Genomic DNA, 24671 nt, shown 5'->3' on the forward strand with positions numbered 1-24671 from the left:
GCGATCCAGCAGCAACGAAGCACGATCCAAACTAGGGGGAGAGAGATTTATGAAACTCAGAAACCGACTGACAGGTACTGCCTGCTTTGCCGCTATAATCGGAGGAATGTGGCTATCACCATCTTCGGCCCAAGAAGTGCCAAAGATGATGATGACGACCGAAATCCCCGAAGGAATTACGACGCCTGACAACATTCAAACACGAGTTGGCGAATTGAACTTTTTTGATGGCGTGCCGGATGTTGAGTCCGCCCAGAAGGTTTATAACCTACTCGACTTCACCCATGCTTATCAGGCGTTTTTGGACGGCACTAAAATCGCTTCAATGGATGCCATACGCAAGGGCATTCTTGAGTTCGGGCCCGCAAACACGACTGCGGTCTTGTTTGAAGGATTGATGGACGCCAAGGCGCTGTTTCTGACCGCCAATACAACCAGCGTCTATATGTTCTCGTGGCTTCAACTGGGCGACGAACCAATGGTGATCGAAACTCCTCCGAACGTGCTGGGGTTCATAAATGACCACTGGTTCAAGTACGTTATCGACTTTGGTAATCTGGGGCCTGACGAGGGGCAGGGCGGTAAGTTTCTGGTTCTGCCGCCAGGCTATGAAGGCGAAGTCCCTGACGGGTATCACGTGGCGCGCACGAACACGAACGGCAATTGGGTAATATGGCGCGGTTATCAAAAGGATGGAACAACCGATTTGGCCATCAGTCAGACCAAAGAACTGTTCCGCATGTATCCGCTATCTCAGAAGGACAATCCACCTGAAATGAATTTCGTAAATGCATCAGGACAGGAGATGAATACAATCCACCGAATGGATGCGGAGATATTTAGTGAAATCAATGATGTGGTGCAATCCGAACCATTGATGGGTGAAAATCCTGAATTGCTTGGCCATCTCGCGGCAATTGGTATCGTGAAAGGCCAACCATTTGAACCCGATGAAAGAATGCAAGCTATCTTGGAAGCTGCTGCTAAGGCGGGATCGGTGACGGTCAAGACGATTATCTCCAAACCCAACGACGAACGGTTCTATTGGTACCCGGGCGAAAGTTATTGGCAAACAGCGTTTCCCGGCGGTGCATATACTTGGGAACTGGATGGAGTGACCGTTCAAGATATTCGTGCGGCGTTCCACTTTTACGCGACCGGAGTTACTCCGGCCATGGCGCTTAAAGCTGTTGGAAAAGGGTCCCAATACGCTTTCACTTATGTAGATTCCAACGGCACCCCCCTGGATGGTGCGAAAACTTACAAAGTCAATGTACCAGCTGACGTACCTGCCGAAGACTTCTGGTCATTTACGCTTTACGACAACCAGACGCGCTCAATGCTCCAGACTGACGCGCAGTTTCCGGCCATTGGGAGCAACGATAGTGATGTCGTTCAAAATGAGGACGGGTCTTATGACATCTACTTTGCGCCTGAGGCACCTGAAGGCAAAGACAGCAATTGGGTTCAAACAGTCCCAGGAAAAGGGTGGAATACAATCTTCCGTCTCTATGGCCCGCTAGAACCCTGGTTCGATCAAACGTGGCGCCCGGGAGACATTGAACTTGTTGACTTTGCTTCGTCAGTAGATTCCGCGAACGCAGAAACCGCTGAGGATATTACACTGCGCATAACAGTGGACGGGCGCGTGGCGGTTTATGGTGTCCAGTTTGATACCGGTTCCACTTCAATTTTGCCCGGGTCGGAAGGAACTCTGTCGGCAATTGCCGAAATGATGAAGGAGCTGCCAGATCTCAAAGTTGCCGTCGTAGGTCACACTGACAACGTCGGTGGCTACGACACCAATCTTGACCTGTCCAAACGACGGGCTGATGCCGTCGTTGCTGACCTTATCAACACCTATGGTATCGACAGCCTGCGCCTGTTTGCAGCAGGTGCGAGCTTCCTTGCCCCTATTGCAAGCAACGAGACCGATGATGGGCGTGCCCTTAACCGACGTGTGGAGCTCGTCAGAGCCCCCTAAGAAACTGGATGGGGGGCATTCGCAGGTGCCCCCCATCCAACGCAGAACCTCGATGCATAATAGAGACCTGCAATCAAAAAGCTGCGTTTCAGTAATGCGGTTCATTCAAACCCATGGATCAATTTGATTTGTGTCAGTAGGTCCAGAATTAGATTGCGCGCCATTGAGATCAAAGAGGCCGCGCGGCAGTGCAGTGTCTGTTTCTTGCCAAAACTATACCCTAGGGGCGGTTTGACTGGCTGCCCCGGACGGCAACTGTCGGCCCTTTGCGGACTTTCACCCACCCTCGGTGATGTTGCGGTGCGGCCCGTCGAACCGGACCTTCGCTACAGTTGCAAAACGTGCGATGGTCGAATTCACACAATGCGAAGTTTAGTTCCAACATATCACGCTAGGCCGACGTCCGTTTTTAGCGATCATATTGCGTTGGTTGGCGCCGGGTGAACTGCTAGTTTTCAACGTTGCTTTCGGTTGCACTGAGATGTAATCGTTTTGAATAAATTGGGGGATTCAGTTTGATCGGAGTCGAGATCTTTGCAGGTGCGGGTGGACTGTCTTTAGGAGCGGAAAACGCGGGCCTCAAAGTTGCTGTCGCAGTTGAGAAGGCTCCTGCTGCTGCCAGCACATACCGGTCCAACCATCCAAATGTTAGATTGTTGTGCGACGATATCAGAGCCGTCGACCCCGCTGCGCTTGGTTTGCCGTCGGAAAGCTTGATCTTGTTTGGAGGGCCACCATGCCAAGGGTTCTCCACCTCCAACCAGCGGACTCGTGGAAAGGAAAACGACAACAACTGGCTCTTCGAAGAGTTTTTGCGTTTCGTTCGCGTGCTGAATCCGGAAATCGTTGTTTTTGAGAATGTTGCGGGAATTGTACACACTTCAACAGGCTATTTTCTTGGTGAATTGGTCAGTCGCCTTGAGCAGCTAGGTTACAAAGTATCTTACTCCGTGCTCGACGCCACTCGCTCTGGCGTACCGCAACGTCGAAATCGCTTTTTCTGTGTGGGATGCAAATCTAAGGCAATCAACATATCAAACAATCTGGGGCGCGAAAGTTCAATAACGGTCGACGATGCAATAGGAGACCTACCTGAGTTGAAGGTTGGAAACTTGGATGATCTGCTGCCGTACGGGCGAATGGCAAACTCCGAATACGCACAGAAACTTCGAGGTGAAAAAACAACCTGCACTGGTCATTTGGTCACAAAAAACGCTGACCATATTGTTGAGCGATACGCGCACATTCCTCCAGGTGGAAATTGGTCAAATATTCCACCTGAACTGATGGGTTCGTATAAGGATGCCACGCGATGCCATACTGGCATCTATAAGCGCCTAGATCCTTCGGAACCTTCAATTGTGTTAGGGAATTTCCGGAAAAATATGCTTATTCATCCATCGCAAGATCGCGGGCTTTCGGTCAGAGAGGCGGCACGCATCCAATCCTTTCCCGATACCTACACATTTTCAGGGTCAATAGGACAGCAACAACAACAAGTTGGAAACGCAGTGCCCCCCTTGATGGCGGAGACTGTTTTTAATGAGATTTTTGATCAGATGTTAGCGAGCCGACCAGTATGAGTGATGGATTAGATATCAACCTCGACAGTCCTTTGGAAGTTAGGCTTAAGGAGCTTGTACAGCTTGAGAATGCTCACAATGAATTCCCCTATACTGGTGATAATCGGTTCGAACTGTACTCAAGTATAAAATCTCAACTCCAGAGGGACTACTATCGAGATATCGATGGGGCGTTGACCAAAGACTCAGGTGGTGGAGCTTACACTCGACACGATCTCGGGCATGTCGACGATGTGATAAGAAAAGCTGGACAGGTATTAGGCGCAAATAGTGACGCTGTTGAACCTGCGATGAATAGGCTTAAACCCTATGAGGTTTTTGTGCTGTTGGTGGCCTGTTTAATTCACGACGCCGGTAACATTGATGGCCGAAATGGTCATGCCAATCGGGCGCGTCGCGTGCTACAGCATGTTGCAGGCAATAGGCTTGATACGAAAGAAATTAGTCTGATTTCCAAGATCGCAAGGGCACATGGCGGTAAAACCACCGCAGGCAGCCCAGATACCATCGGTGAATTACCCATTCGTGACGGCGTTGAGCACATCACCGTGAAACCAAGATTGCTTGCTGCGACATTGCGGTTAGCAGATGAATTAGCAGAAAATGTGCGTCGAGCAAATCGACGAGATGAAGAAGGCTCAAGGTTTCCTAATCTGTTTTGCTCGACGATTTCGGTTAGCGTTGACTACAAGGGCCGTTGGATATCATTGGATTTTGCGGTTGGGGATGAGAACTGCATTCTGTTCGGTAAAGATGAAAAAGGTGACGAAATGTTTCTTCTAGATTACATTTCGCGGCGCGTCGAAAAGACTGAACTTGAGCGTAGATACTGTGACCGATACCTAAGAGGTTTTGCTACTTATGACGGTATCCGAGTGAACGTTGAGTTGCTAAAGGACCATGACGAATGGCGTGCGATTTACTTTGAGTTGATGGAAGACGGTTATCCAACCTCAAACGATCTGGAGTCCTTTCGACGCAGTAAAATTGATGGCAAGTCCATAGCAACCGAGTACAGGGCCCAGTTTGGAGGAGATTCAAAATGAGTAACCCATTCAGCGTCAAGCCGCCCGAAGATTTGACCCCGCAAAACATCGCAGATAATTTCGTTGAAATGTACACGGATTTTCCTAGCCTGAAGGAGCCGATGAACCTCTTTATTCATGGCCCCAGAGGTGCTGGAAAAAGCATAATGTTGCGGAGCCTTGAACGGCAAGTTCAACTACTGATAACGGCTGAAAATCGAGAGCAGCTTCCATTTTTTGCTATCCACATACCAATCAAAAGAGAATTCTTCGGGAATCCAGAGTTTTTGCGGTTGGAAGGTTGGAAAGCAACGACCGTTGGTGAGCACTTGTTGACGGTTCACGCAGCCCAATATCTTTGTGATGCCCTATTTGAAAATTGTGTTGAGTTAACTGAGTCGTCCAAGGCGGAGTTTAGTGGACTTTGGGAAGATTGTGGTGGTGGTAATGACTCAGAAGCGATTGAGGCTTGGAACAGCTTTGAAGATGCATCTCGGTTTTGCGAACGGGAGACCCGTAGAGTTCGACAGTATTATGTTCGGTTGCCAGAGGTCGGTGATAGCGACGTATACAACGGGGCGCTGACAGGTTTAAGTGATTTTCTACTTCTGTTTGTACGCGCATTGATAGCTGAGGGTAGCGTCAAAGACGGTCCTGTTTGCTTCATGGTGGACGATGCTGACAATCTACCGGAAGACTTGCAGAGAGTTCTGAATAGTTGGGTGTCGGCCCGAGTTGCTAAGCTCGCGTGTTTCAAGGTCACTACACAGCTCGCATACAAGACATTCAAGACGATGGATGGACGTATTATTGAAAGCCCACATGATTTCTCTGAGATCAACATTGGAAGCGTTTATACCTCGAACAAGGGCAACTTCGCGAAGCGCATAGAAGCGATTGTAGCCAAACGGCTTAAAAATGCAGGCATCGAACGATCACCCGATGACTTTTTTCCAAAGGATCGTGCCCAACAAACCCGAAGAGATGAAATATTGGAGGATTTGCGCCAAGGTCGAGCTGAGCCATATATCGCCTTGAAGGGTGACGGTCCCTCGAGAAGTAAGGACTTGGCGCAGAGATATGCTATACCTGCTCTCATGAGAGAAGCTGCCGCAACAAAATCGGCTCACACTTTCAGCTACGCAGGGTTGCAATCGTTGACTGACTTGTCCTCAGGCGTGGTTAGATGGTTTTTGCAGCCAGCCTCACAGATGTATTCGGCTGTCCAGAGCGGAATAGATCAAGTCGATGGATCCGACAAGGTGACCGAAATCCCAGTGAGTGTTCAAGATTCCGAAATAGCTATTTGGTCCAAAGAGTTCCGAGAAAAGCTGAATGTTGATCCCGGCGGAACGGCCGGAGAAAACTCAAGAAGTTCACTTCAAAGTATGGGGCACAGCAAAGAAAACTACGAGATGCTAGGGAATTTGCTCGATGCTATCGGCGCTTTCTGTAGAGAGCGATTGCTAGATAAGACTGCCAGCGAGCAGCGCGTATTCTCGTTTGCTTTGAATGACGACCCTAACCGCGAACTGTCCGAAATACTTCACCTTGGAGTGCGCTTAGGCTATTTGCAGAAAACCGACCTTGCGTCAAAAAACACCTTGGGTGGTCGGCGACCGAGGTACATTCTATCGCGTCGGCTCGGACCACATTACCGTCTAGATGTTTCAGGTTATGCAGCGCATTTGTCGGTTACGTGTCAAGATCTCACACTTGCGCTGAAAGATCCAAAGTCGTTTGTCCGCAATCGGCTGAATCCAGCGAAAAAGGATGATGGGCAGGCCACAATTGACTTTGGAGAGCCTCAATGACAGTTTCAGCACGCATAAATAAAGCTGAACTTCCGGATAAGTTCATCTGTAATTCATTAGCTTTTTTGGGGCGATCCAGTTTTGAGGAACGATGCGTTTCGGCGCATGATGAATTGGCTTCGTGCAACTTCGTCTACAAGCATTTCTTCAAGTCCCGTGACGAGGCAAAGCTTGCTACCCACATTCGAAAGAAACTGGGCCTTAGCGAGAAACAAATTTCGGAAATCAATATCAGTGATCCGTTGCAAACTCAGAGGACGATTGCCAATCAATTTATGACAATCGCAGAGATTCCCGATGACATCTCTTTGATCATTGACATAACAACGTTCCGTCGCGAAGAGCTCCTCATTCTACTAAAAGAAATGAGGCGTCTTCCAGAAGCGCTACTGGATGAGGCCAGCTTCGTGTATTCGGTTGCCGCAGAGATGGGCGATTGGCTTTCAAACAATGTGCGCCAAATCAGGCCCGTTATCGGCTACCCAGGTGATATGATTTCGCGGCAAAGCACTCATCTGGTGATTATGGCAGGTATTGAGCACCATCGCGCCGTTGCTGCCATTGATGCCTATGAACCATCAAATATTTCACTTGGTATAGTTCCACTTGAAGATTCAGTTTCTCTAGAAATCCATGAGCGTAACCTTCAACTTCGTGACTATATTGTAAGGCATTTTGACAATGTGACAACGGAATTTGATTTCTCGGCAAAGAGTCCACAAGCGGTGATTTCTAAATTGAGACAAATCGTTAGCAGTCGACCGGATCAAAATACCATCATAGCGCCGTTGAACACAAAACTCTCAACACTTGCCTGTGGCGTTTATGGTTTGGAGAATCCGGCCGTCCAGCTTTGCTATGCCGAAGTGGAAGTTTACAATGCAGGCAAATACTCAACCGCAGGCGATGAGGTGTTGCTAATCCCTTATCGATCATTGGTTTCTAAAGAGTAGCGCTGCCCTGTTGTGATATTATGCGTGGTAGGCGTTCCTGTGCTTGTAGAACTACTGCTATTTGCGCATTGTCGACCCGTAGAAACGAGGCGTCCAGTTTCGCAGCACGCGCTGGCCAACTGCTGACAACAGAACACTGGTTACACATTGCCGCATCCTTCACAACAGGCTCCTAGGGCAACAGATCACTGCCTTTCACATTTCAGTATAAACCCACATCAACACCCGTTTGAATGTCGGCTCAGCCCGGCAATGCAGTCATACCTCGCAGATGCAGCGAAAGTCCGGAACCCGCCCTCGCTGGCGCGTCACCTCATGCTGCGCGAGGACCGAGTGTTGTTGAAGGACTGGGACTAGCCACCGCGCGCATTTGGAACATAGGGTCAGCGACCGCAGTTTTCGAAAATGTTGGCACAACACTGGACGACGGAAATTCAAAACTGGGTGCAGGGCCCAATGCGGATATTGGCCTTCGTATATGCAATCTTTCATAAGCGGGCATTGATGCTGATTGCGGCATTTTGAATGACTGTGGATTGGCTCAGCGCGGCAAATGTTTCTTGGGTGTGCATGGGTTTGGGCTTGAGCGTCGCCCTCTCACGTTATGTGCACTGGGATTTGCACGTCTTGACACCAATGTCGTGGAGACTGGCCATACATGCGTTTGAATTCCCGACTGAATTGCGAGGAGCTTGCATAGCCCACGTTCCGGGCCGCCTCGGCCACGTTCATGCCCCCGGCAATTTTCATGGCGGCGTTGTTCAACCGCATGGACTTCACAAACTGGATCGGCGACATCGTCGTTGCTTCTTTGAACCGGCGATGGAACACGGCGCGGCTCATTCCGACCTGCGCGGCCATGTCGGTGATGGTGACCGGTTCGCTCAATCGGGTGGACAGGTAATCGATGGTTCGGGCGATCTCGTTGCCAACGCCGAAGGCGCGCTTCGCAGCGGGTCCCGCCGCGCCTTTAAGGACGGCATAATACAGTTCGCGCAGGCGCCCTTGTCCAAGCATCCTTGCATCTGCCGGAGCGTCAAGCAGTTCCAACAACCTGTGCAGCGCCTGCGTAAAGCCCGTGTCCCAATGCGCCAGCGCCAACCCCTGCAGGGCTGCGCCATCGGGTCTGCGAATGGTGCCGGCTGCATTCTCCATTTCGAGAGAGAGGTCCCGCATGACTCGCGGATCAAGCGCGATCATGGCACCGATGAGCGGGCACTCTGGCGTAGCTTGAGGCGTGCCCGCCTCAACCGGCATGGTCATTGGGCAAAGCATGTATTGGTTGCTGTCATAGGCGTGTCGATGGCCGTCGAGGATGGCTTCTTTCACCCCGCTGACGATGGCCACAACAGTGGGTTCGTAGACTGCAGGCACGGAGGGCACGGCCTCGGTGACACGGAAGAGCTGCACGCCCTTCAAAGGGGTTTCCACCAGACCTGCTTCGGGGAGGTAGCGTTCAATTTGCTGTTTGATCTGCACCTTGTTCATGATGGTTAGGTGGCATGACAATTGGCGCTTTGCAACACAGATGAGACTATCAGGCATGTATTCAAGATGATCACGCCTATTTTTGTGAAAATGCGAGAGTTATCTACCTTGCCAAGATGAACGCAGACATCCGGCAAAGGCTGGTAGGAGTAAGAAAATGGCTGACAAGACTTTTGGACCAAACGGCTGGACCCCGGAACGCCTGGGCAACCTACAAGGCAAAACCTACCTGATCACCGGTGCCAATGCCGGGGCAGGATTTCAGGCGGCGCGGACATTGCTGACCAAGGGGGCCAGGGTTGTGATGTTGAACCGATCAGCCGAGAAGTCACAAACCGCCGTTGCGGAGCTGAGACAGGAATTTGGAGTCGGTGCCGATGTGTCTTTTATCCGCATGGACCTTGCCTCGCTGGCCAGTGTGCGGGATGCGGCGGCGGAGGTCCTGAAGACGGTTCCGCAGATTGACGCGCTCATGTGCAACGCCGCCATCGCCCAGGTGCCCAAGCAGAAGCTGACCGTGGATGGTTTTGAGAGCATGCTCGGCACCAACCACTACGGCCACTTCCTGCTTTCGGGCCTGCTCATTGAGCGCATTGAGGCCAGCAAGGGCCGGATCGTGATCGTAAGTAGTCTTGGCTACAACATGGGGATCAGGACCATCCAGTTTGACGATATGAACTGGAACAAAAACTATCATCAGAACAAGACCTATTCGCAGAGCAAACTGGCGCAAATGATGTTCGGCTATGAACTACAGGACCGGCTGTCTGCGGCGGGCAAAACTGGCGTCGAAGTCTATGTTTGCCACCCCGGATCGTCGCGGACCTCGCTTATCACTTCGAGCGGAAACCTGATGACACGGATCGCATTCCGGCTCATGTCGTTGTCGCCGATGGTGCAGTCGGCCGAGAAAGGCTCTTGGCCCGAAGTCATGTGCGCGACAGAGGGTGGGCTAGAACAACGGGCACTTTATGGCCCTACAGGCCGCGCCGAGTTTGTTGGCCCGGTTGGCAAGGGAACCCTACATCCACATGCTTATGACAAAACTGCCATGGAGCAGCTTTGGACGATCTCGGAAGAGGCGACAGGGTTCAATTGGTCTTTATGACCCAACCCCAGACGCAATCACCGGCTGGGTGACCGGAACCGGCTGAGATGCTCCCTAGATGGTTGCGTCATTGCGTCATAGGCGGACTTGACCGTCTCCGCCGGATACTGATTGGCGTTGGGAAGCGCCAGCGGCGACACCTGATGCGTGCGAGAAAGCCATTTAACCAACTGCCAATACGCCCTTAATCACCCAAATACTCCTTACACTGCAACGTTCTTACAGATTGCCTTGGGGTCTTTGGCGGCCGCCTATGGCTGTCAGGGCCGAGATGCGATTGCGCGGGGGAGCGGCCCCCAAACTCGTCATATTGAACTGCTGCATGCGACTGGCCGGACGGCTGCAGAAGGCCCATAGCCAACTTGTCGTAACCCTGAGCGCATGGCCGCGGCATCTGGTCGGGAGCTGGCTCTGGAGTTTTTGCGCGTGAGTGTCGGTAAACATGCCTTGCCGGCCAATGGATATGTAGTGATCCATGTTTTCTGCGCCCGCAGAACCGGTCTTTGGGTGGCCGTTAAAACCCGATGTTCGCAAGTTGGTGCAATGCCGCTGGAATAGGAGGGGGATCTCAGTTGACCCGCCTTGGTCCATGTGGGCATGGATCATGTAGAAAAGCCGGTCTATCTGATCACGCTGGACGCGGGGAGATATTCAGCCTTTTAGCAGCTTTCTTCTTTTGGTTTGCAGACATGCGTCGTGGATCTCGGCGTGTCGCCGTGGCAACCGGACACGCAACGGGATGGACGTCGTGGGTATGGCGGCGGCGTTTGTGCAATACCATGTTCAAGCGTATGGAGTGTCCTGCTGTATTTTGGGTTACAGAGGACTCGACAAAGTGATGTGACCTTGCTAAGAGGCGGCTTCCTGCAATTCATTGCAACTTCAAACTGGAAAGGTGGTGTAAACCACATGCAGGTTAGTGTTCGCGACAACAATGTCGATCAAGCTCTTCGGGTTCTAAAGAAAAAGCTCCAGAAGGAAGGCGTCTTTCGCGAAATGAAGCTTAAGCAACATTTCGAAAAACCGTCAGAGAAGAACGCGCGTCAGAAAGCTGAAGCTATTCGCCGCGCCCGTAAGCTCGCACGCAAGAAATTGGAACGCGAAGGTTGATGCAAATCAATCCTTTGTGCTGAAAATTTACCCCCGTTGTCTTTGGCAGCGGGGGTTTTTCGTTTCAAAGAGCTGTCTGCAACTGGTCAGACCGAAAAGCCAAGCTTTCCAAACCGGTCATTCGCATCAAATCATATTTTGGTCCTGAATTTCCCCGGAAACTAGTCCGCAAGGTATCTCGGGAAAATTCGTTATTTTGGAATGGCGTAGGTGTCGAAATTGCCATTTTTTGCACACCCACAGACGGCATGCCCGGCATTTTAGGATTGGACGGTGACCCATGCGCTGTCGTCTTCATTTGACGCCACACATGCCGAAATGAACTGCATCCCTGCAACCCCGTCACGGACGGTTGGAAAATGGATGTCTTGCGGGAGTGGTTCGTTGGCTTGAAAGGCACGAATGGCCCGTGCGGCTTCGCTGTAGATGTTGGCAAACCCTTCAAGGTAACCTTCGGGGTGGCCGCCGGGGATGCGCGACAGGCGTCCCGCGCTCTGGGTTGCGCCAGAACCGTTACGTGTCAGCAGGCGTTTGGGTTCACCAAAGGGCGTGCTCCACAGATAGTTGGGGTCTTCTTGCGACCATTCCAGACCGCCTTTGCTGCCGTAAATACGCAGCTTCAAAGCGTTTTCATTGCCCGGTGCAACCTGACTGCACCACAGCATACCGCGTGCACCGCCTGCAAAGCGCAGCATGATATGGGCATTGTCATCCAGCTGGCGACCGGGAACAAAACTGTGCAAATCCGCCGAGAGCTTTTCCACCTCTAGGCCGGTTGTGAAACAGGCCAGATTGAAGGCATGTGTGCCGATATCGCCAATTGATCCACCTGCGCCAGAGCGGGCAGGGTCAGTGCGCCAGCCAGCTTGCTTTTGGCCGGTGTTTTCCAAGGCTTCGGTCAACCAGTCTTGGGGGTATTCGACCTGAACAACCCGAATATCACCCAGATCGCCGCTGGCAATCATGTCGCGGGCCTGCCGGATCATCGGGTAGCCGGTGTAGTTATGGGTGAGAACAAACAACGCCTCTGCGCGTTCTGCGACCTCTAGCAGCGCCTGCGCATCTTCAAGTGTCGACGTCATCGGCTTGTCGCACAGGACATGGATACCCTGTTCCAAAAACGCTTTGGCGGCGGGGTAGTGCATATGGTTTGGCGTCACAATCGCCACCGCATCTATTCCGTCCTCGCGGGCGGCTTCGGCCACGGCCATGGCATTGAAATCGTCATAGGTCCGCGCCGGGTCCAACCCCAAGGCGGCACCGGATGCGCGGGCTTTGTCCGGTGTCGAAGACAGTGCACCGGCGACCAGATCATATTGCGCATCCAGCCGCGCGGCGATGCGGTGCACCGCGCCAATAAAGGCGTCGTTGCCGCCGCCGACCATGCCCAGTTTGATAGGTTTTTGATAACTCATGTCAGTCTCCTATGCCCAGCATCCTGCGGTTGGCGGCTTCGTCGCTGCCCCCGTCGGCAAAATCGTCAAAGGCTTTTTCGGTGACACGGATAATGTGGTCTTTGACAAATTGCGCGCCTTCGCGGGCTCCGTCTTCGGGATGTTTCAGGCAGCATTCCCATTCAACCACGGCCCAGCCATCAAAATCCATCGCTGCGAATTTCGAAAAGATAGCGCCAAAGTCAACCTGACCATCGCCAAGGGAGCGGAAGCGTCCTGCGCGGTCTACCCAAGGCTGATAGCCGCTGTAGACGCCTTGGCGGCCCGTTGGGTTGAATTCGGCATCTTTGACGTGGAACATTTTGATCCGGTCTTTGTAGATGTCAAGGTTGTCAATATAATCAAGGCATTGCAGCACATAATGGCTGGGGTCATACAGCATATTGGCGCGGGGATGATTGTTCACCCGTTCCAAAAACATCTCGAAGGTGACGCCGTCATGCAAATCTTCGCCGGGGTGGATTTCGTAGCAAACATCGACACCCATTTCGTCGGCGTGATCCAAAATCGGCTTCCATCGCGCGGCCAATTCATCAAAGGCCGTCTCAATCAGACCGGCGGGGCGTTGTGGCCACGGATATAGGTAAGGCCAAGCCAAGGCACCTGAAAAAGTTGCATGGGCATTGATGCCAAGGTTCCGGCTGGCGGTCAGGGCTTGTTTGACCTGATCCACAGCCCAAGCTTGTCGCGCTTTGGGATTACCGCGTACTTCGGGGGCTGCGAAACCGTCAAAACCTTCGTCATAGGCGGGATGCACGGCGACCAGCTGCCCTTGCAGGTGGGTCGAAAGCTCGGTGATTTCCACGCCGTTTTCACGCGCAACACCGGCCAGTTCATCACAGTAGTCCTTGGACGCTGCGGCCTGTGCCAGATCAATCAGGCGGCCATCCCAGCTGGGGACTTGCACGCCCTTATAGCCGCAATCCGCAGCCCATTTTGTAATGCTGTCCCAGCTGTTGAAGGGGGCTTCGTCGCCTGCAAACTGCGCCAGAAACAGGGCGGGGCCTTTGATCGTTTTCATGTGGTAGATCCCTGCAAATAAGAAAATAAGATGGAAAGGGGCGAAGATCAGTATGACCTAGGGAGTGCCCCTTTCCAATGCTTCCTAAACTCTTAGAACGGCGAGTCGGGGAAGTAGAAGCTGGCTGCGTTTTCCTGAGTGATCAGGGTTGCGCCAAGGATATAGCGGCCTGCAACGGGACCGTTGGATTTGAATGCGGCCACGGTCACATCCATCGCAGTTGCAATCATCGATGGCGGGTACAGCACGTCAACGGGGACCAATTCATTGCCCTCCATGATGCCTTTGATGGTTTCCTTCATGCCAGCACCGCCGACAACAAACATACCGTCGCCATCACGGCCCGCCTGTTTTAAAGCCGCGACAACGCCAATGGCGATGTCATCATCTTGCGCCCAGACCGCATCGATATCAGGGAAGCGCGACAAGAAATCCTGCATGACTTCAAAGCCGTCATCGCGGTTCCAGTTTGCATGTTTGTGATCCAGCACATTGATGCCGGACCCTTCGATTTCTGCCATAAAGGCATCGAAACGCTCGTTATCAATGATGGTTGGAATGCCGCGCAGGACAACGATGTTGTCCCCATCCTTGAGCCGACCCTTCATATAGACCGCAGACACGCGGCCCAGCTCGGGGTTGTTGCCCGCAACATAGATGTCTTCGATACCCGGCTGGCTAAGACCGCGGTCCACAACGGTGATCAAAGCACCGGATTTTTTGACGTTCAAAACCGGATCCGTCAGCGGTTCGGATTCAAACGGCAACACAACCAGCGCGTCGATTTGGTGAACGGACACTAGGTCTTCGAGGGCCGAAGCCTGCGCAGATGGATCAGGCGAGTTGATCAAAACCAGATCAATATCGGGATACAGCGCCTCAAGCCGTTTTTCGGCCTGCTCGGCGTGCCAGTTCATACCAGCGGCCCAAGCATGGGTTGGTGTTGGATAGCTGACGCCGATTTTGATCGTGTCCTCGGCCCAGGCTGCTGCGCCTGTTAGGGCCATAACACTGGTCAGTGCAAATGCGCTAAGGGTCTTAAGTTTCATGGTTTCTCCTCCCATGGTGATGGACACACCTTCCCTGTCCGGTGTCTCCGGTCTTGGTCGTTCTGAAAGGGGCAGGGCCCTTATTCGGGTTGTTCGTTAGTCTTCGGACTTTCGGGATTTTCCCCAATCGCCGCGTTGTAGGAAAACCGCCACGATGATGATCAACCCCTGCATGGTGCCATTGAGGTAATTCGAAATCATGTCGGTAAAGTTCAGGATGTTGCCGATGGTGGTCAGGATCAATGCCCCAAGGATGGTGCCACCGATACGCCCGTATCCGCCTTTAAGAACTGTACCACCGATGATGACCGCTGCGATGGCTTCGAGTTCCCAAAGCACGCCGGTCGAAGAGGAGGCAGAGCCAAGGCGTGGCACATAGATGATCGTCGCGAGCGAGACGCAAAAACCTTGGATCACATATGTCATCGTCTTGATCCGGTCGACCTTGATGGCCGAATATTTGGCAACCGCTTCGTTTGACCCGATGGCGGTACAATAGCGGCCAAAAGCGGTCCGGTTGAGCAAAAGCCATCCCAAAATGGCAACCACGATGAACACCCAAACAGGGATCGGCAGGCCAAGGAAGCTGTCGTAATAAACCGGGCGGTAGGTGCCTCGAATGTCAAAGTTCAACGAAAGCGTGCCGCCGTCGGCAAAATAGGTGACCAAGGACCGGTAGATGCCCATGGTGCCGAGCGTGACAATAAAGGCTTCGATCTTACCTTTGGTGGTCAGGGCACCGTTGACCCAGCCCGCGCCGATCCCAAGCAAGATCGATACGCCGCAGCCCAATAGAACAGTGGCCACACCGCTGCCCATGGTATCAATCGCTGCATTCATTGTGATGATCATGACACCGGCGATGGCCGCTGCCATGGACCCGACCGACAGATCAATACCGCCTGCGGTGATTACAAAGGTCGCGCCAACCGCAATAATACCGATAAAGGCAGATCGGGTCAGCAAATTGGTGATGTTGCCTTCGCTTAAAAAGGCGGGATTCAGCAAAAAGCCGATAACGCAGAGGATCACCAGCGCGACAGCGGGACCTGCGGTTTTGAGATCAAAACTAAGCCGTTTGGCGGTCTTTTCATAGTCTGTGGTCACGGCGCTCATCCTTGTCCCTCGTGTTCTGGTTTGGCTTTCAGGCCTGCGGCATAGCGCATGATGTTGGTTTCGGTGATGTCATCGCCTGTCAACGTGCCAGTGATCTGGCCTTCGCGCATGACGATCACACGGTGGCTGATACCGATCAGTTCGGGCATCTCTGATGAGATCACCACAACCGATACCCCTTCGGCGGCCAGTGCGGCGATGAAGTGGTAGATCTGCTGTTTGGTGCCCACGTCGATCCCGCGTGTGGGTTCATCGATGATGACAATACGCGGATCGGTTTCCATGATCTTGGCAAGTAACAGTTTTTGCTGGTTGCCCCCGGACATGTTGCCCACAAGAGTTTGCGGATCGCGGGCCCGAATATCAAAGCGGCGGATGGCGCGGGTCAGGGCGGCATCTTCGGCTTTGGTGTCTAGCCAGTGGTTTTTGACGAAATTCGGAAGGGCAAAGAGCGTGAGATTGGGGCGCATCTTTTGCCCAAGCAAAAGCCCCTTTTCCTTGCGGTCTTTGGTCAGATAGGCAATCCCCAACGCACGGGCATCGGCCACGGATTGGAACTTGACCGGATGTCCGTCGACTCGGATTTCGCCGGATTCTACGGGTTCAAGTCCACAGATCGCTTCAAATACGGTACTGCGGCCTGCGCCAATAAGGCCGGCAAACCCCAGAATTTCACCTTTCCGCAGGTCAAAGCTCATGTCTTGCACGATACCCGCGCAAAGGCCTGTGACTTGCAAAACATGCGGGGCGTCAACATCGGCCTCATGCATGGGGGGGTACAAATCCGACAGCTCCCGGCCCACCATCATCTGTGCCATCGTATCGGGTGTTAAGGTCTCGGCTGCCTTGGTGTCGATCCACTGTCCGTCACGCAGCACGGTGACACGGTCGGCGATTTGTTTCACTTCGGCCAGTTTGTGCGACACGAAGACAATGGCCACGCCGCGTGCCTTGAGCTTTTCAATCTGGCGGAAAAACAGCTGGGTTTCTGCTTCGGTCAACACCGCGGTGGGCTCGTCCATAATCAGGACACGGGCATCACGCGAAATGGCTTTGACCACCTCGACCATCTGTTTTTGGGCGATTGCAAGATCGCTGATACGGTCGGTTGGCGATATATCGAGCCCGACTTCTGCCAATAGACTGGCGACGCTGTCATGCATAGCCTGACGCTGCAAAACGCCGTTTTTGGTCAGCTCGCGCCCGAGAAAGATATTCTCTTCAACCGTCATCTGTTCGGCAAGGTTAAGCTCTTGGTGGATCAAAACGATCCCGAGGCTTTCGGCTTGGCCATCTGCGGGCAGGGTGGTTTCAACTCCGTCCAGCAAGATGCGACCGGAAGAGGGGGGATATAGTCCCGACAGGATTTTCATGAAGGTGGATTTGCCAGCGCCATTTTCGCCGATCAAGGCGTGCACTTCGCCAGCGCGAATGTCCATTGTGATGGAAAAAAGAACTGGCACAGGACCAAAGCTCTTGCTGATCCTCTCAGCGCATAGCACAGGCGCATGGCTATTGGTTTGCCCGTCAGGCATCCTTGGTCTCCTCCCCTTGGTCGTGTCGTCTTGGGGCGGTTTCCGCCTCCGTTAATGAACCTGAGTAAACGTTTTCATGGCTTGTGTAAACCTTTACATCGGGCATGAAAAGGTTTTCCAAGGGGTGTCTGGCCGCTATACGGGTTGGCAAGAGCTTGGAACTAAACGGCGATTGGCCGAATTAGAATTAGCACGAAAAGGGCAGGCACCGGGTGAGTGATACGCCAGATAGACCCATCGGAAAACCGGCCACCATCGAAGATGTGGCGCGTTTGGCGGGCGTTTCGATCGCCACCGTAAGCCGTGCGATTCGAAAGCCGGAAAAGGTTGCAGACAGCACCCGCAAAAAGGTGACGGCGGCCATTGCCAGAACCGGCTACACAGCCAACGCAATGGCCCAGAGCCTGCGCACACAGAAATCCAAGATGGTTATGGTTTTGACACCGTCCATCTCGGACCCTAACTTTCCGGGGCTTTTGACGGGCATGGAAAAGGCGGCGAATACCAATGGCTACGGGGTTTTGATAGCCAACACCGAAGGCTCCATAGCGCTTGAGCAAAACCACATGCGGTTCTTGTCGTCTGGAATGGTGGACGGTTTGATCTTGCTGACGGGACATTTGCCCGTTGCGGGGCAGGAAAAGCCCGCAGGGTTTGCCTATCCGCCGCTCGTTGCGGCCAGCCGTCCGGTTACCGCAGCGCAGGTGCCTTATGTCGGTGTGGATGATATTGGCGCGGCCAAAGTCGCCACCGAGTATTTGATTTCACTGGGGCACAAAAAGATCGTTTATGTTGGGTCCGATGGCACTGATCCTGTTTCTGATTTGCGCTACCAAGGGTATCTGGAAGGTCTCGAAGAAGCCTCTGGCCGGATTGTTCCGTGGCGGGTGGAGGGCGGGCATAGCAACGAAGGTGGCCGGGCGGCGGTGGAACGTTTGTTCATCAAAGACACGCTGCCAACGGCATTCTTTTGCTACAATGATGATGTTGCGGTGGGTGTGATGAGCGCGCTTCGGCTGCGCGGCTATGGGGTGCCGCAGGATTTTTCGGTCATTGGATTCGACGACACTTCGATCGCCAGTTATATCTCTCCCGCTTTGACGACACTGCGCCAGCCGCGCGGGTTGATTGGTGCCGCGGCAATGGACTTGCTGCTCCGCATGGTGTCGGGCGAACCTGCGCTTCAGGACAAACAGTTGTTTCGCGGTGACTTGACGGTGCGCGAAAGCTGCGGACCTGCGCGGGAATAATGGCCGTTGTGGCGGTCTGTCTCATTGCAGGGAACTTTGGACAAAACTGCTTTCCATTCCGACGCAGCCCATGTTCAATCGGCAAACTCATTTCCGAATCTCGCCCAATATTGTGTTGGCGCGTGCCGGATTGTTCACATCGCGTTTGCTAGAATTCAAACGCCCGAAAAAAGGACGGCCCGTGATGTTTAAGGCTCTTGTTGTCACCAAAGATGCGGAAAGTGGTAAAACCGCAGCGTCGGTTCAAGAACTCACTTTGGATGATCTTCCAGCGGGTGAAGTGACCGTTAGTGTCGAGTTTTCGACTGTAAACTACAAAGACGGTCTGTGCATCGGACCGGGCGGTGGTTTGGTTCGGAATTATCCGCATGTGCCGGGTATCGATTTTGCGGGCACGGTCGAAGCGTCAGATGACCCGCGCTATGCGCCGGGTGACAAGGTGGTTTTGACCGGCTGGCGTGTTGGCGAGGCACATTGGGGCGGCTATTCCCAAAAGGCGCGCGTCAAAGCTGATTGGTTGGTGCCTTTGCCAGACGGTCTGGATAGCCGGCAAGCCATGGCTGTCGGTACTGCGGGTTTGACGGCGATGTTGTCGGTTATGGCGCTTGAAGACCACGGTTTGAAACCAGGGCAGGGGCCGGTCTTGGTCACGGGGGCCGCGGGCGGTGTCGGATCTGTGGCCACGGCCATTCTGGCCAGCCTTGGTCATGAGGTCGCTGGCGTGACCGGGCGGCCTGAAACTGCGGATTACCTGCGCGAATTGGGGGCCACCCAGATCGTTGCACGCGAAGACATCAACGAAACAACAAAACGTCCACTTGAGGCGGAAGCATGGTCGGGCTGTGTGGATGCTGTCGGCGGCGCGATGTTGGCACGGGTTCTGGGTCAAATGAAGTATGGCGCGTCGGTCGCCGCGGTGGGCCTTGCTGGCGGCGCAGGTCTGCCCGCAACGGTTATTCCGTTCTTGCTGCGCGGTGTGAACCTTTTGGGGATCGATTCCGTGATGCAGCCTTATGACAACCGGTTGCGGGCATGGCAGCGCATCGCCAAAGACCTGCCAATGGCCAAACTTGACGCCATGGTGCATCCGGCAGGTTTGCAAGACTTGCCGCAACTTGGTGCGGATATTCTGGCAGGCCAGATCAAGGGCCGCGTTGTGGTTGACGTGAATAGCTAACGCAATGTGAATCGGGACTGGCAGGCACAAAGAGCGCCTGCCAGAACCCATCTACTTTTTGTGCTCAAAGAAACCGACTGAATTTCCATCCAGATCAAGCGCATAAAAGAACCGGCCTGCTGGCAGGGAAATGGGCTCTGACACCACCTCTCCTCCGGCGTCCCGGACACGCTGCATGGTGTTTTCGAGCGATCGGGGGGCGGACAAATGCAAGGTCGGGCCACTGCCTTTCGGTGCGGGCGTGCCAGGATATAAGTTAAGCGCGACGCCTTGTTTCGGGTTTTTCGGTAAAAACACCGCCATGGGGTTCGGGCCGTTGTTATCGACGGTCAAATTGGCCTCGGTGACCGCTTGGTAAAAGGCTATGGCACGGGTCATATCCGTGACGGGCAATTCGCCCCAGACAAGAAAGTTTTCAGGTTCATAAGTCATTCAGGTTTTCCTGTTTCTGTTTTGTTCGTATCGCTACTTCCCACAGAGCCCTGTCATAAAATGGCAGTATCTTGCCCAGATCAGATGGATGCTTGACCAGGCTGGCAAACCCCGCTTTTCTACGCTCAAACAGTGCAAAAAGGGGTTTCGTATGCTGGACATCAATTTTGTCAGATCTCAGTTTCCGGCCTTCTCCGAAGCCTCTTTGCAAGGTCAGGCTTTTTTCGAGAATGCAGGCGGATCTTATACCTGCCAACCCGTGATTGACCGGCTGACCCGCTTTTACCGGGAACGCAAGGTACAACCCTATGCCGACTATACGGCAAGCCGTCTGGGCGGGTTGGAAATGGATGAGGCACGCACCGGCTTGTCTGCCCTGTTGGGGGTGGAGGCGGACGAGCTGTCCTTCGGGCCGTCGACCACGCAAAACACTTATGTTTTAGCGCAGGCATTTCGCCAGTTCATGTCGCCGGGGGATGCGATCATTGTCACCAATCAGGACCATGAAGCCAACACCGGCCCTTGGCGGCGTTTGGCTGACGAAGGTTTCGAGGTTCGGGAATGGAAAATTGACCCCGTCACAGGGCGGTTGAACCCCGAAGATCTGGAGCCGCTGTTGGATGAAAGTGTCCGGCTGGTGTGTTTTCCGCATTGTTCCAATGTGGTAGGCGAGATCAATTCAGTTGTGGAAATTACGGCGCTGGCCCATGCAGCGGGGGCTTTTGTCTGCGTTGATGGTGTCAGCTATGCCCCGCACGGATTCCCGGATGTCGGGGCGTTGGGCGCGGATATCTACCTGTTTTCGGCCTATAAAACCTATGGACCGCATCAGGGGATCATGGTGATGCGGCGTGCTTTGGGGCAGTCTTTACCCAATCAGGGGCACTATTTTAACGCCGATAGTCTCTATAAGCGGTTTACCCCAGCGGGCCCCGATCACGCTCAGGTGGCGGCCTGCGCGGGTATGGTCGATTATGTCGAAACACTTGCGGATCATCATGGGGTTAACACTGGCCAAGTGCATGATCTGATGCGCGGCCATGAAACCAAACTGTTGCAACCGTTACTGGAATTCTTGTCTGACCGAAATAATGTGCGTCTGCTGGGGCCGTCCGATGCGCAGGGGCGGGCACCCACCGTGGCTATCTCGGCCAGCACGGCCGGGGCTGACTTGGCCCGACAGCTGGCAGACCACGGGATCATGGCGGGCGGCGGTGATTTTTATGCGGTGCGCGCATTGGAGGCAATGGGAATTGATCCGGCGCACGGGGTCTTGCGATTGTCTTTCACGCATTACACATCGGTTGACGAAATCGAGAAACTTATCAAGGCGTTGCAGGTTGTACTTTAGCGCATTTGGGTCTTGGCTCTTGTCTTTGATGCAGACGATCTATGTCCATTGACATGACACAACCACCTATCATCGTCTGGATGCGGCGCGATTTGCGCTTGCACGACCATACTGCGCTGTTCGAAGCCTCTCGTTCCGGGCGGCCCGTGATTCCTGTATTCATCTGTGACGAAACCGTTCAGGCCTTGGGGGCAGCCCCAAAGTGGCGTTTGGAGCAAGGGCTTTCATGCTTTGCGCACTCATTGGAAGAAGCGGGATCGCGGTTAACCTTGCGGCTGGGAAATGCTGCGATTGTTCTGGACCGGTTGATCGAAGAGACCGGCGCAACCGATGTCTATTGGCAACGGGCCTACGATCCGGAACGCGTCGCCCAAGATACGCGTATCAAAGCCGATTTAACGACACGCGGGATACACGCACGCAGTTTTTCAGGCGCAGTGCTGCATGAACCGATGCAGATCAAGACCGGTCAGGGCGGGGATTACAAAGTCTATTCGGCCTTTCGTCGGGCGGTTTGGCAACGGCCCATCGTGCCCGCGATGCTTGCAAAACCTGATTTGACGGCACCTGAGACATGGCCCGATAGCGACCGGCTGGCGGATTGGGGTTTGGGGCGCGGCATGAAGCGGGGCGGTGCGATTGTCGCGCAACATACCTTGGTTGGTGAAAAGGCAGCGCTGGATCGCCTCTCCGAGTTTTTGGAATCACGGCTGGCGGGCTACGCGGGGGATCGCGATGTTCCGGCGCAGCCTGCAACATCCCGTCTTTCTGCGCATTTGACCTTGGGCGAAATCAGCGTGGCCCGCTGTTGGACCTTGGCATGGCAGGCGTTGGAAACTGGAAACCCCGGTGCCGAGACCTTTTTGAAAGAACTGCTTTGGCGCGAATTTGCAGGCTATTTGTTGTGGCATAGCCCACATATGGGCACAGAAGTTTGGCGACCGGATTGGCAAGGGTTTCATTGGAATGAGGACCGCCATGATCCAAAGTTCATTGCCTGGACGCAGGGGCGTACGGGAGTCGAGCTGGTCGATGCCGGAATGCGCGAGATGTATGTCACAGGTGTTATGCACAACCGGGTTCGGATGATCGTCGCCTCCTATTTGACCAAACATTTGCGGATGCATTGGCGGTTGGGCCAAGACTGGTTTGCGGAATGTTTGACGGATTGGGATGTCGCGTCAAACGCAATGGGATGGCAGTGGGTGGCGGGCTGCGGCCCTGATGCGTCACCATATTTCCGTGTGTTCAATCCGCAAACGCAACAGGTGAAATTTGACGGCAAGGGCGCGTATATCAATCACTGGCTGGCAGAGCACAGGGGCACATCTGCCCACAAAGATGCACTCAGTTACTTTGAGGCTATTCCCGAAAGCTGGAACCTGTCGCCTGAAGCCGCATACCCCGCACCGATAGTATCGCTGGCTGAGGGGCGCACAGCAGCACTTGCCGCTTATGACGACTGGAAGTCCCAAAAACCATAGGTCTAGTTTGTCATCTCTACCAAAGGGGCAGGGCGCAACACCGCTATATCTTGCGTTTTGCCCATTTGCAGCGCTATGTCTTGGGGACCATTCCTTGCACGAGTCTGTCTCACATGCCCACGGCCGCAAAACTCATTGCCGCGCTTTTCCTCGCAGCCCTCGGCTTTGCCGTGTCCGAGTTGATTAAAACCCAGATGCCTGCCAGCACCGGATTTGGCCGGTTTTCGCTGGTCAATGCGGGCATAGGATTTGCTTGCGGCTGGGTTGTTGTGGGGACGCGGGCCGGGCGGGGCTTTGCTGCGGGAATTTCGAACGGCTTTACCGGCGTTGCAGCCTTGGTGTTTTGGGGTTTATTCGTCCAATCCGCAAACGAGATGGTCATCCGGTCGATGAAAAACCGTTACGACGGCGCTGTCGAAGCCTTCGCCGCTGTCTTTGAGCTTTTTGTTCGGTTGGGTGAGAATTTGGTCAATGTTCCGGTGATATCCAGCCTGATTTTGGGCGCAGTCGTCACAGGTCTTGTAAGTGAATTCGCCGCCCGCCATTGGAGGTAACCCCCTGTCTGATTTATTCTTTTACGGCACCCTACGGCATATTCCGCTGTTGGAGCTGGTGATGGGCCGCGCGGCGGACCAGCTTGATTTTGTTCAAGCAGAGCTGCCGGACCACGCTATTTTTTGGGCCAAAGACCAGGCTTTTCCGCTGATTTTGCCGCAAGAGGGCGCGTCGGCCCAAGGTGTTTTGCTGCGCGGTTTGTCCAGCGAAGATGTGGCGCGTCTGAATTTCTATGAAGGCGGGTTTTCCTACGATTTGCGCGTGATGACGGTGATGGCAGATGGCCATGAGGCGTTTGCCGAAGTCTATTTCGCCAATGACGGCGTTTGGGCGCATGGTGATCTTTGGTCCTTGGATGCTTGGCGCGGGCAGTGGGGGCAGATCACCATGGGGGCGGCCCAGGATGTAATGTCCCGATACGGCAGCTCGTCGGCCGCGGAGGTCGCCCAGTTGTTTCCGTTTTTGCGCGCGCGGGCTTGGGCGCAGGAACTGGCTGCTACGCCGGCACCTCAAGAGTTGCGCAATAAAATGACCTCCGAGGACGTGAAAATCACCGGCGATCGTCCGGGGTTTAACGGGTTTTTCCGCGTCAAAGCCTTTACGGCGCGGCACAAACGGTTTGACGGCAGCACAAGCGCCGAGCTGCCTCGCGAAACCTTTATGTCCTTTGATGTGGCTTTGGTGTTGCCCTATGATCCGGTGACGGACCAAGTGTTGTTGGTTGAGCAGCTGCGTTTGGGCGCGTTCAATCGCGGTGATCCGGCCCCTTGGGTGTTGGAACCGATTGCAGGCTTGGTGGACGCGGGCGAATTGCCGACTGCCGCTGCCCACCGCGAAACCGCCGAAGAGGCCGGCCTTGCGCTGGATCGGTTGATCGACATGCCGGCGGTCTATGCGTCTCCGGGCTATTCGACCGAGTTTTTCCATTGCTTTTTGGGGCTCTGCAGCCTGTCAGGGCGCGGGCAACAACAAGGCGGTTTGGCTGAGGAAAACGAAGATATCCGCAGTCACGTCATTTCATTTGACCACGCCATGGCGCTTGTCGATAGCGGAGAAGTGAATGTCGCACCCCTTGCCATGATGTTGCTCTGGCTTGCTCGGCAGCGGCCAAAGTTGCGGGTCCCTTCTTAGGGCATTTGCGGCGCGTTCCAGCCTTGAGTTCACCGGCGCGCGGCCCTAAAC

General features: G+C 53.9%; 20 protein-coding genes. 13 read left to right on the forward strand and 7 right to left on the reverse strand.

What is annotated here, in order from left to right:
• The first annotated feature begins 49 nt into the window (after positions 1–49).
• From C8N36_RS00100 to C8N36_RS00120, 5 genes are all read left to right on the forward strand, one after another.
• Positions 50–1984: a DUF1214 domain-containing protein gene (locus tag C8N36_RS00100; protein WP_097802966.1), complete on the forward strand. Its 1935-nt coding sequence runs from the start codon at positions 50–52 to the stop codon at positions 1982–1984.
• Between the two features lie 515 nt (positions 1985–2499).
• Positions 2500–3567: a DNA cytosine methyltransferase gene (locus C8N36_RS00105; protein ID WP_097802965.1), complete on the forward strand. Its 1068-nt coding sequence runs from the start codon at positions 2500–2502 to the stop codon at positions 3565–3567.
• A complete protein-coding gene (locus tag C8N36_RS00110; RefSeq protein ID WP_097802964.1) occupies positions 3564–4613 on the forward strand; it encodes an HD domain-containing protein in 1050 nt (349 codons plus the stop codon). The genes C8N36_RS00105 and C8N36_RS00110 overlap by 4 nt, the downstream gene beginning before the upstream one ends.
• Entirely contained in the window at positions 4610–6406 is a 1797-nt protein-coding gene (locus C8N36_RS00115; protein ID WP_097802963.1) for an ORC-CDC6 family AAA ATPase, read from the forward strand. The genes C8N36_RS00110 and C8N36_RS00115 overlap by 4 nt, the downstream gene beginning before the upstream one ends.
• Positions 6403–7359, forward strand: a complete 957-nt coding sequence (locus tag C8N36_RS00120; RefSeq protein WP_097802962.1) for a hypothetical protein — start codon at positions 6403–6405, stop codon at positions 7357–7359. Before C8N36_RS00115 ends, C8N36_RS00120 begins: the two co-directional genes overlap by 4 nt.
• A 597-nt stretch (positions 7360–7956) precedes the next feature.
• On the opposite strand, the gene C8N36_RS00125 is transcribed toward C8N36_RS00120, so the two are convergent.
• Complete coding sequence (locus C8N36_RS00125) at positions 7957–8847, reverse strand: AraC family transcriptional regulator (RefSeq protein WP_097802961.1); 891 nt, start codon at positions 8845–8847, stop codon at positions 7957–7959.
• A 157-nt stretch (positions 8848–9004) separates the two neighbouring features.
• Between C8N36_RS00125 and C8N36_RS00130 the strand changes: the two genes are divergently transcribed.
• Entirely contained in the window at positions 9005–9955 is a 951-nt protein-coding gene (locus tag C8N36_RS00130; RefSeq protein ID WP_097802960.1) for an SDR family oxidoreductase, read from the forward strand.
• A 909-nt stretch (positions 9956–10864) separates the two neighbouring features.
• Positions 10865–11065: a 30S ribosomal protein S21 gene (gene rpsU, locus C8N36_RS00135; RefSeq protein ID WP_040700433.1), complete on the forward strand. Its 201-nt coding sequence runs from the start codon at positions 10865–10867 to the stop codon at positions 11063–11065.
• A 260-nt stretch (positions 11066–11325) separates the two neighbouring features.
• Here rpsU and C8N36_RS00145 read toward each other — a convergent pair whose 3' ends face one another.
• The 5 genes from C8N36_RS00145 to C8N36_RS00165 all read right to left on the reverse strand — a co-directional run bounded on the left by C8N36_RS00145 (position 11326) and on the right by C8N36_RS00165 (position 17240).
• Positions 11326–12480, reverse strand: coding sequence for a Gfo/Idh/MocA family protein (locus tag C8N36_RS00145; RefSeq protein WP_097802958.1), 1155 nt, complete (start codon positions 12478–12480; stop codon positions 11326–11328).
• Between the two features lies 1 nt (position 12481).
• Entirely contained in the window at positions 12482–13540 is a 1059-nt protein-coding gene (locus C8N36_RS00150) for a sugar phosphate isomerase/epimerase family protein (RefSeq protein WP_097802957.1), read from the reverse strand.
• A 92-nt stretch (positions 13541–13632) separates the two neighbouring features.
• Positions 13633–14589: a substrate-binding domain-containing protein gene (locus C8N36_RS00155; RefSeq protein WP_097802956.1), complete on the reverse strand. Its 957-nt coding sequence runs from the start codon at positions 14587–14589 to the stop codon at positions 13633–13635.
• Positions 14590–14685: 96 nt separating this feature from the next.
• Positions 14686–15705, reverse strand: coding sequence for an ABC transporter permease (locus C8N36_RS00160; protein ID WP_097802955.1), 1020 nt, complete (start codon positions 15703–15705; stop codon positions 14686–14688).
• Positions 15702–17240 carry a sugar ABC transporter ATP-binding protein gene (locus C8N36_RS00165; protein WP_097802954.1) on the reverse strand — a complete coding sequence of 513 codons (1539 nt, stop codon included), beginning with the start codon at positions 17238–17240 and terminating at the stop codon, positions 15702–15704. Before C8N36_RS00165 ends, C8N36_RS00160 begins: the two co-directional genes overlap by 4 nt.
• A gap of 212 nt (positions 17241–17452) precedes the next feature.
• Between C8N36_RS00165 and C8N36_RS00170 the strand changes: the two genes are divergently transcribed.
• Both C8N36_RS00170 and acuI read left to right on the forward strand, forming a co-directional pair.
• A complete protein-coding gene (locus C8N36_RS00170) occupies positions 17453–18490 on the forward strand; it encodes a LacI family DNA-binding transcriptional regulator (RefSeq protein ID WP_217992777.1) in 1038 nt (345 codons plus the stop codon).
• A 184-nt stretch (positions 18491–18674) separates the two neighbouring features.
• The gene (acuI, locus tag C8N36_RS00175) at positions 18675–19667 is read left to right on the forward strand and encodes an acryloyl-CoA reductase (protein ID WP_097803024.1); all 993 of its coding nucleotides are present in this window, start codon (positions 18675–18677) and stop codon (positions 19665–19667) included.
• A 51-nt stretch (positions 19668–19718) separates the two neighbouring features.
• On the opposite strand, the gene C8N36_RS00180 is transcribed toward acuI, so the two are convergent.
• On the reverse strand, positions 19719–20099 hold the full coding sequence (locus C8N36_RS00180; RefSeq protein WP_097802953.1) for a VOC family protein: 381 nt from the start codon (positions 20097–20099) through the stop codon (positions 19719–19721).
• A 151-nt stretch (positions 20100–20250) separates the two neighbouring features.
• Between C8N36_RS00180 and C8N36_RS00185 the strand changes: the two genes are divergently transcribed.
• From C8N36_RS00185 to C8N36_RS00200, 4 genes are all read left to right on the forward strand, one after another.
• The gene (locus tag C8N36_RS00185) at positions 20251–21450 is read left to right on the forward strand and encodes an aminotransferase class V-fold PLP-dependent enzyme (protein ID WP_097803023.1); all 1200 of its coding nucleotides are present in this window, start codon (positions 20251–20253) and stop codon (positions 21448–21450) included.
• Positions 21451–21503: 53 nt separating this feature from the next.
• The gene (locus tag C8N36_RS00190) at positions 21504–22934 is read left to right on the forward strand and encodes a cryptochrome/photolyase family protein (protein ID WP_097803022.1); all 1431 of its coding nucleotides are present in this window, start codon (positions 21504–21506) and stop codon (positions 22932–22934) included.
• A 113-nt stretch (positions 22935–23047) separates the two neighbouring features.
• Entirely contained in the window at positions 23048–23488 is a 441-nt protein-coding gene (locus C8N36_RS00195; protein WP_097802952.1) for a TrgA family protein, read from the forward strand.
• Positions 23460–24620 carry an NUDIX domain-containing protein gene (locus C8N36_RS00200; protein WP_245910683.1) on the forward strand — a complete coding sequence of 387 codons (1161 nt, stop codon included), beginning with the start codon at positions 23460–23462 and terminating at the stop codon, positions 24618–24620. Before C8N36_RS00195 ends, C8N36_RS00200 begins: the two co-directional genes overlap by 29 nt.
• The last annotated feature ends 51 nt before the right edge of the window (positions 24621–24671 follow it).

Origin of the sequence: Pelagimonas varians, assembly GCF_003208435.1 — a bacterium.
Classification (GTDB): domain Bacteria; phylum Pseudomonadota; class Alphaproteobacteria; order Rhodobacterales; family Rhodobacteraceae; genus Pelagimonas; species Pelagimonas varians.

Excerpts from the sequence above, each read along its gene's own strand:
- C8N36_RS00100 (WP_097802966.1), top strand. The coding sequence starts at position 50 with ATGAAACTCAGAAACCGACTGACAGGTACTGCCTGCTTTGCCGCTATA.
- C8N36_RS00110 (WP_097802964.1), top strand. The coding sequence starts at position 3,564 with ATGAGTGATGGATTAGATATCAACCTCGACAGTCCTTTGGAAGTTAGG.
- C8N36_RS00115 (WP_097802963.1), top strand. The coding sequence starts at position 4,610 with ATGAGTAACCCATTCAGCGTCAAGCCGCCCGAAGATTTGACCCCGCAA.
- C8N36_RS00120 (WP_097802962.1), top strand. The coding sequence starts at position 6,403 with ATGACAGTTTCAGCACGCATAAATAAAGCTGAACTTCCGGATAAGTTC.
- C8N36_RS00125 (WP_097802961.1), bottom strand. The coding sequence starts at position 8,847 with ATGAACAAGGTGCAGATCAAACAGCAAATTGAACGCTACCTCCCCGAA.
- C8N36_RS00130 (WP_097802960.1), top strand. The coding sequence starts at position 9,005 with ATGGCTGACAAGACTTTTGGACCAAACGGCTGGACCCCGGAACGCCTG.
- rpsU (WP_040700433.1), top strand. The coding sequence starts at position 10,865 with ATGCAGGTTAGTGTTCGCGACAACAATGTCGATCAAGCTCTTCGGGTT.
- C8N36_RS00145 (WP_097802958.1), bottom strand. The coding sequence starts at position 12,480 with ATGAGTTATCAAAAACCTATCAAACTGGGCATGGTCGGCGGCGGCAAC.
- C8N36_RS00150 (WP_097802957.1), bottom strand. The coding sequence starts at position 13,540 with ATGAAAACGATCAAAGGCCCCGCCCTGTTTCTGGCGCAGTTTGCAGGC.
- C8N36_RS00155 (WP_097802956.1), bottom strand. The coding sequence starts at position 14,589 with ATGAAACTTAAGACCCTTAGCGCATTTGCACTGACCAGTGTTATGGCC.
- C8N36_RS00160 (WP_097802955.1), bottom strand. The coding sequence starts at position 15,705 with ATGAGCGCCGTGACCACAGACTATGAAAAGACCGCCAAACGGCTTAGT.
- C8N36_RS00165 (WP_097802954.1), bottom strand. The coding sequence starts at position 17,240 with ATGCCTGACGGGCAAACCAATAGCCATGCGCCTGTGCTATGCGCTGAG.
- acuI (WP_097803024.1), top strand. The coding sequence starts at position 18,675 with ATGTTTAAGGCTCTTGTTGTCACCAAAGATGCGGAAAGTGGTAAAACC.
- C8N36_RS00180 (WP_097802953.1), bottom strand. The coding sequence starts at position 20,099 with ATGACTTATGAACCTGAAAACTTTCTTGTCTGGGGCGAATTGCCCGTC.
- C8N36_RS00185 (WP_097803023.1), top strand. The coding sequence starts at position 20,251 with ATGCTGGACATCAATTTTGTCAGATCTCAGTTTCCGGCCTTCTCCGAA.
- C8N36_RS00190 (WP_097803022.1), top strand. The coding sequence starts at position 21,504 with ATGACACAACCACCTATCATCGTCTGGATGCGGCGCGATTTGCGCTTG.
- C8N36_RS00195 (WP_097802952.1), top strand. The coding sequence starts at position 23,048 with ATGCCCACGGCCGCAAAACTCATTGCCGCGCTTTTCCTCGCAGCCCTC.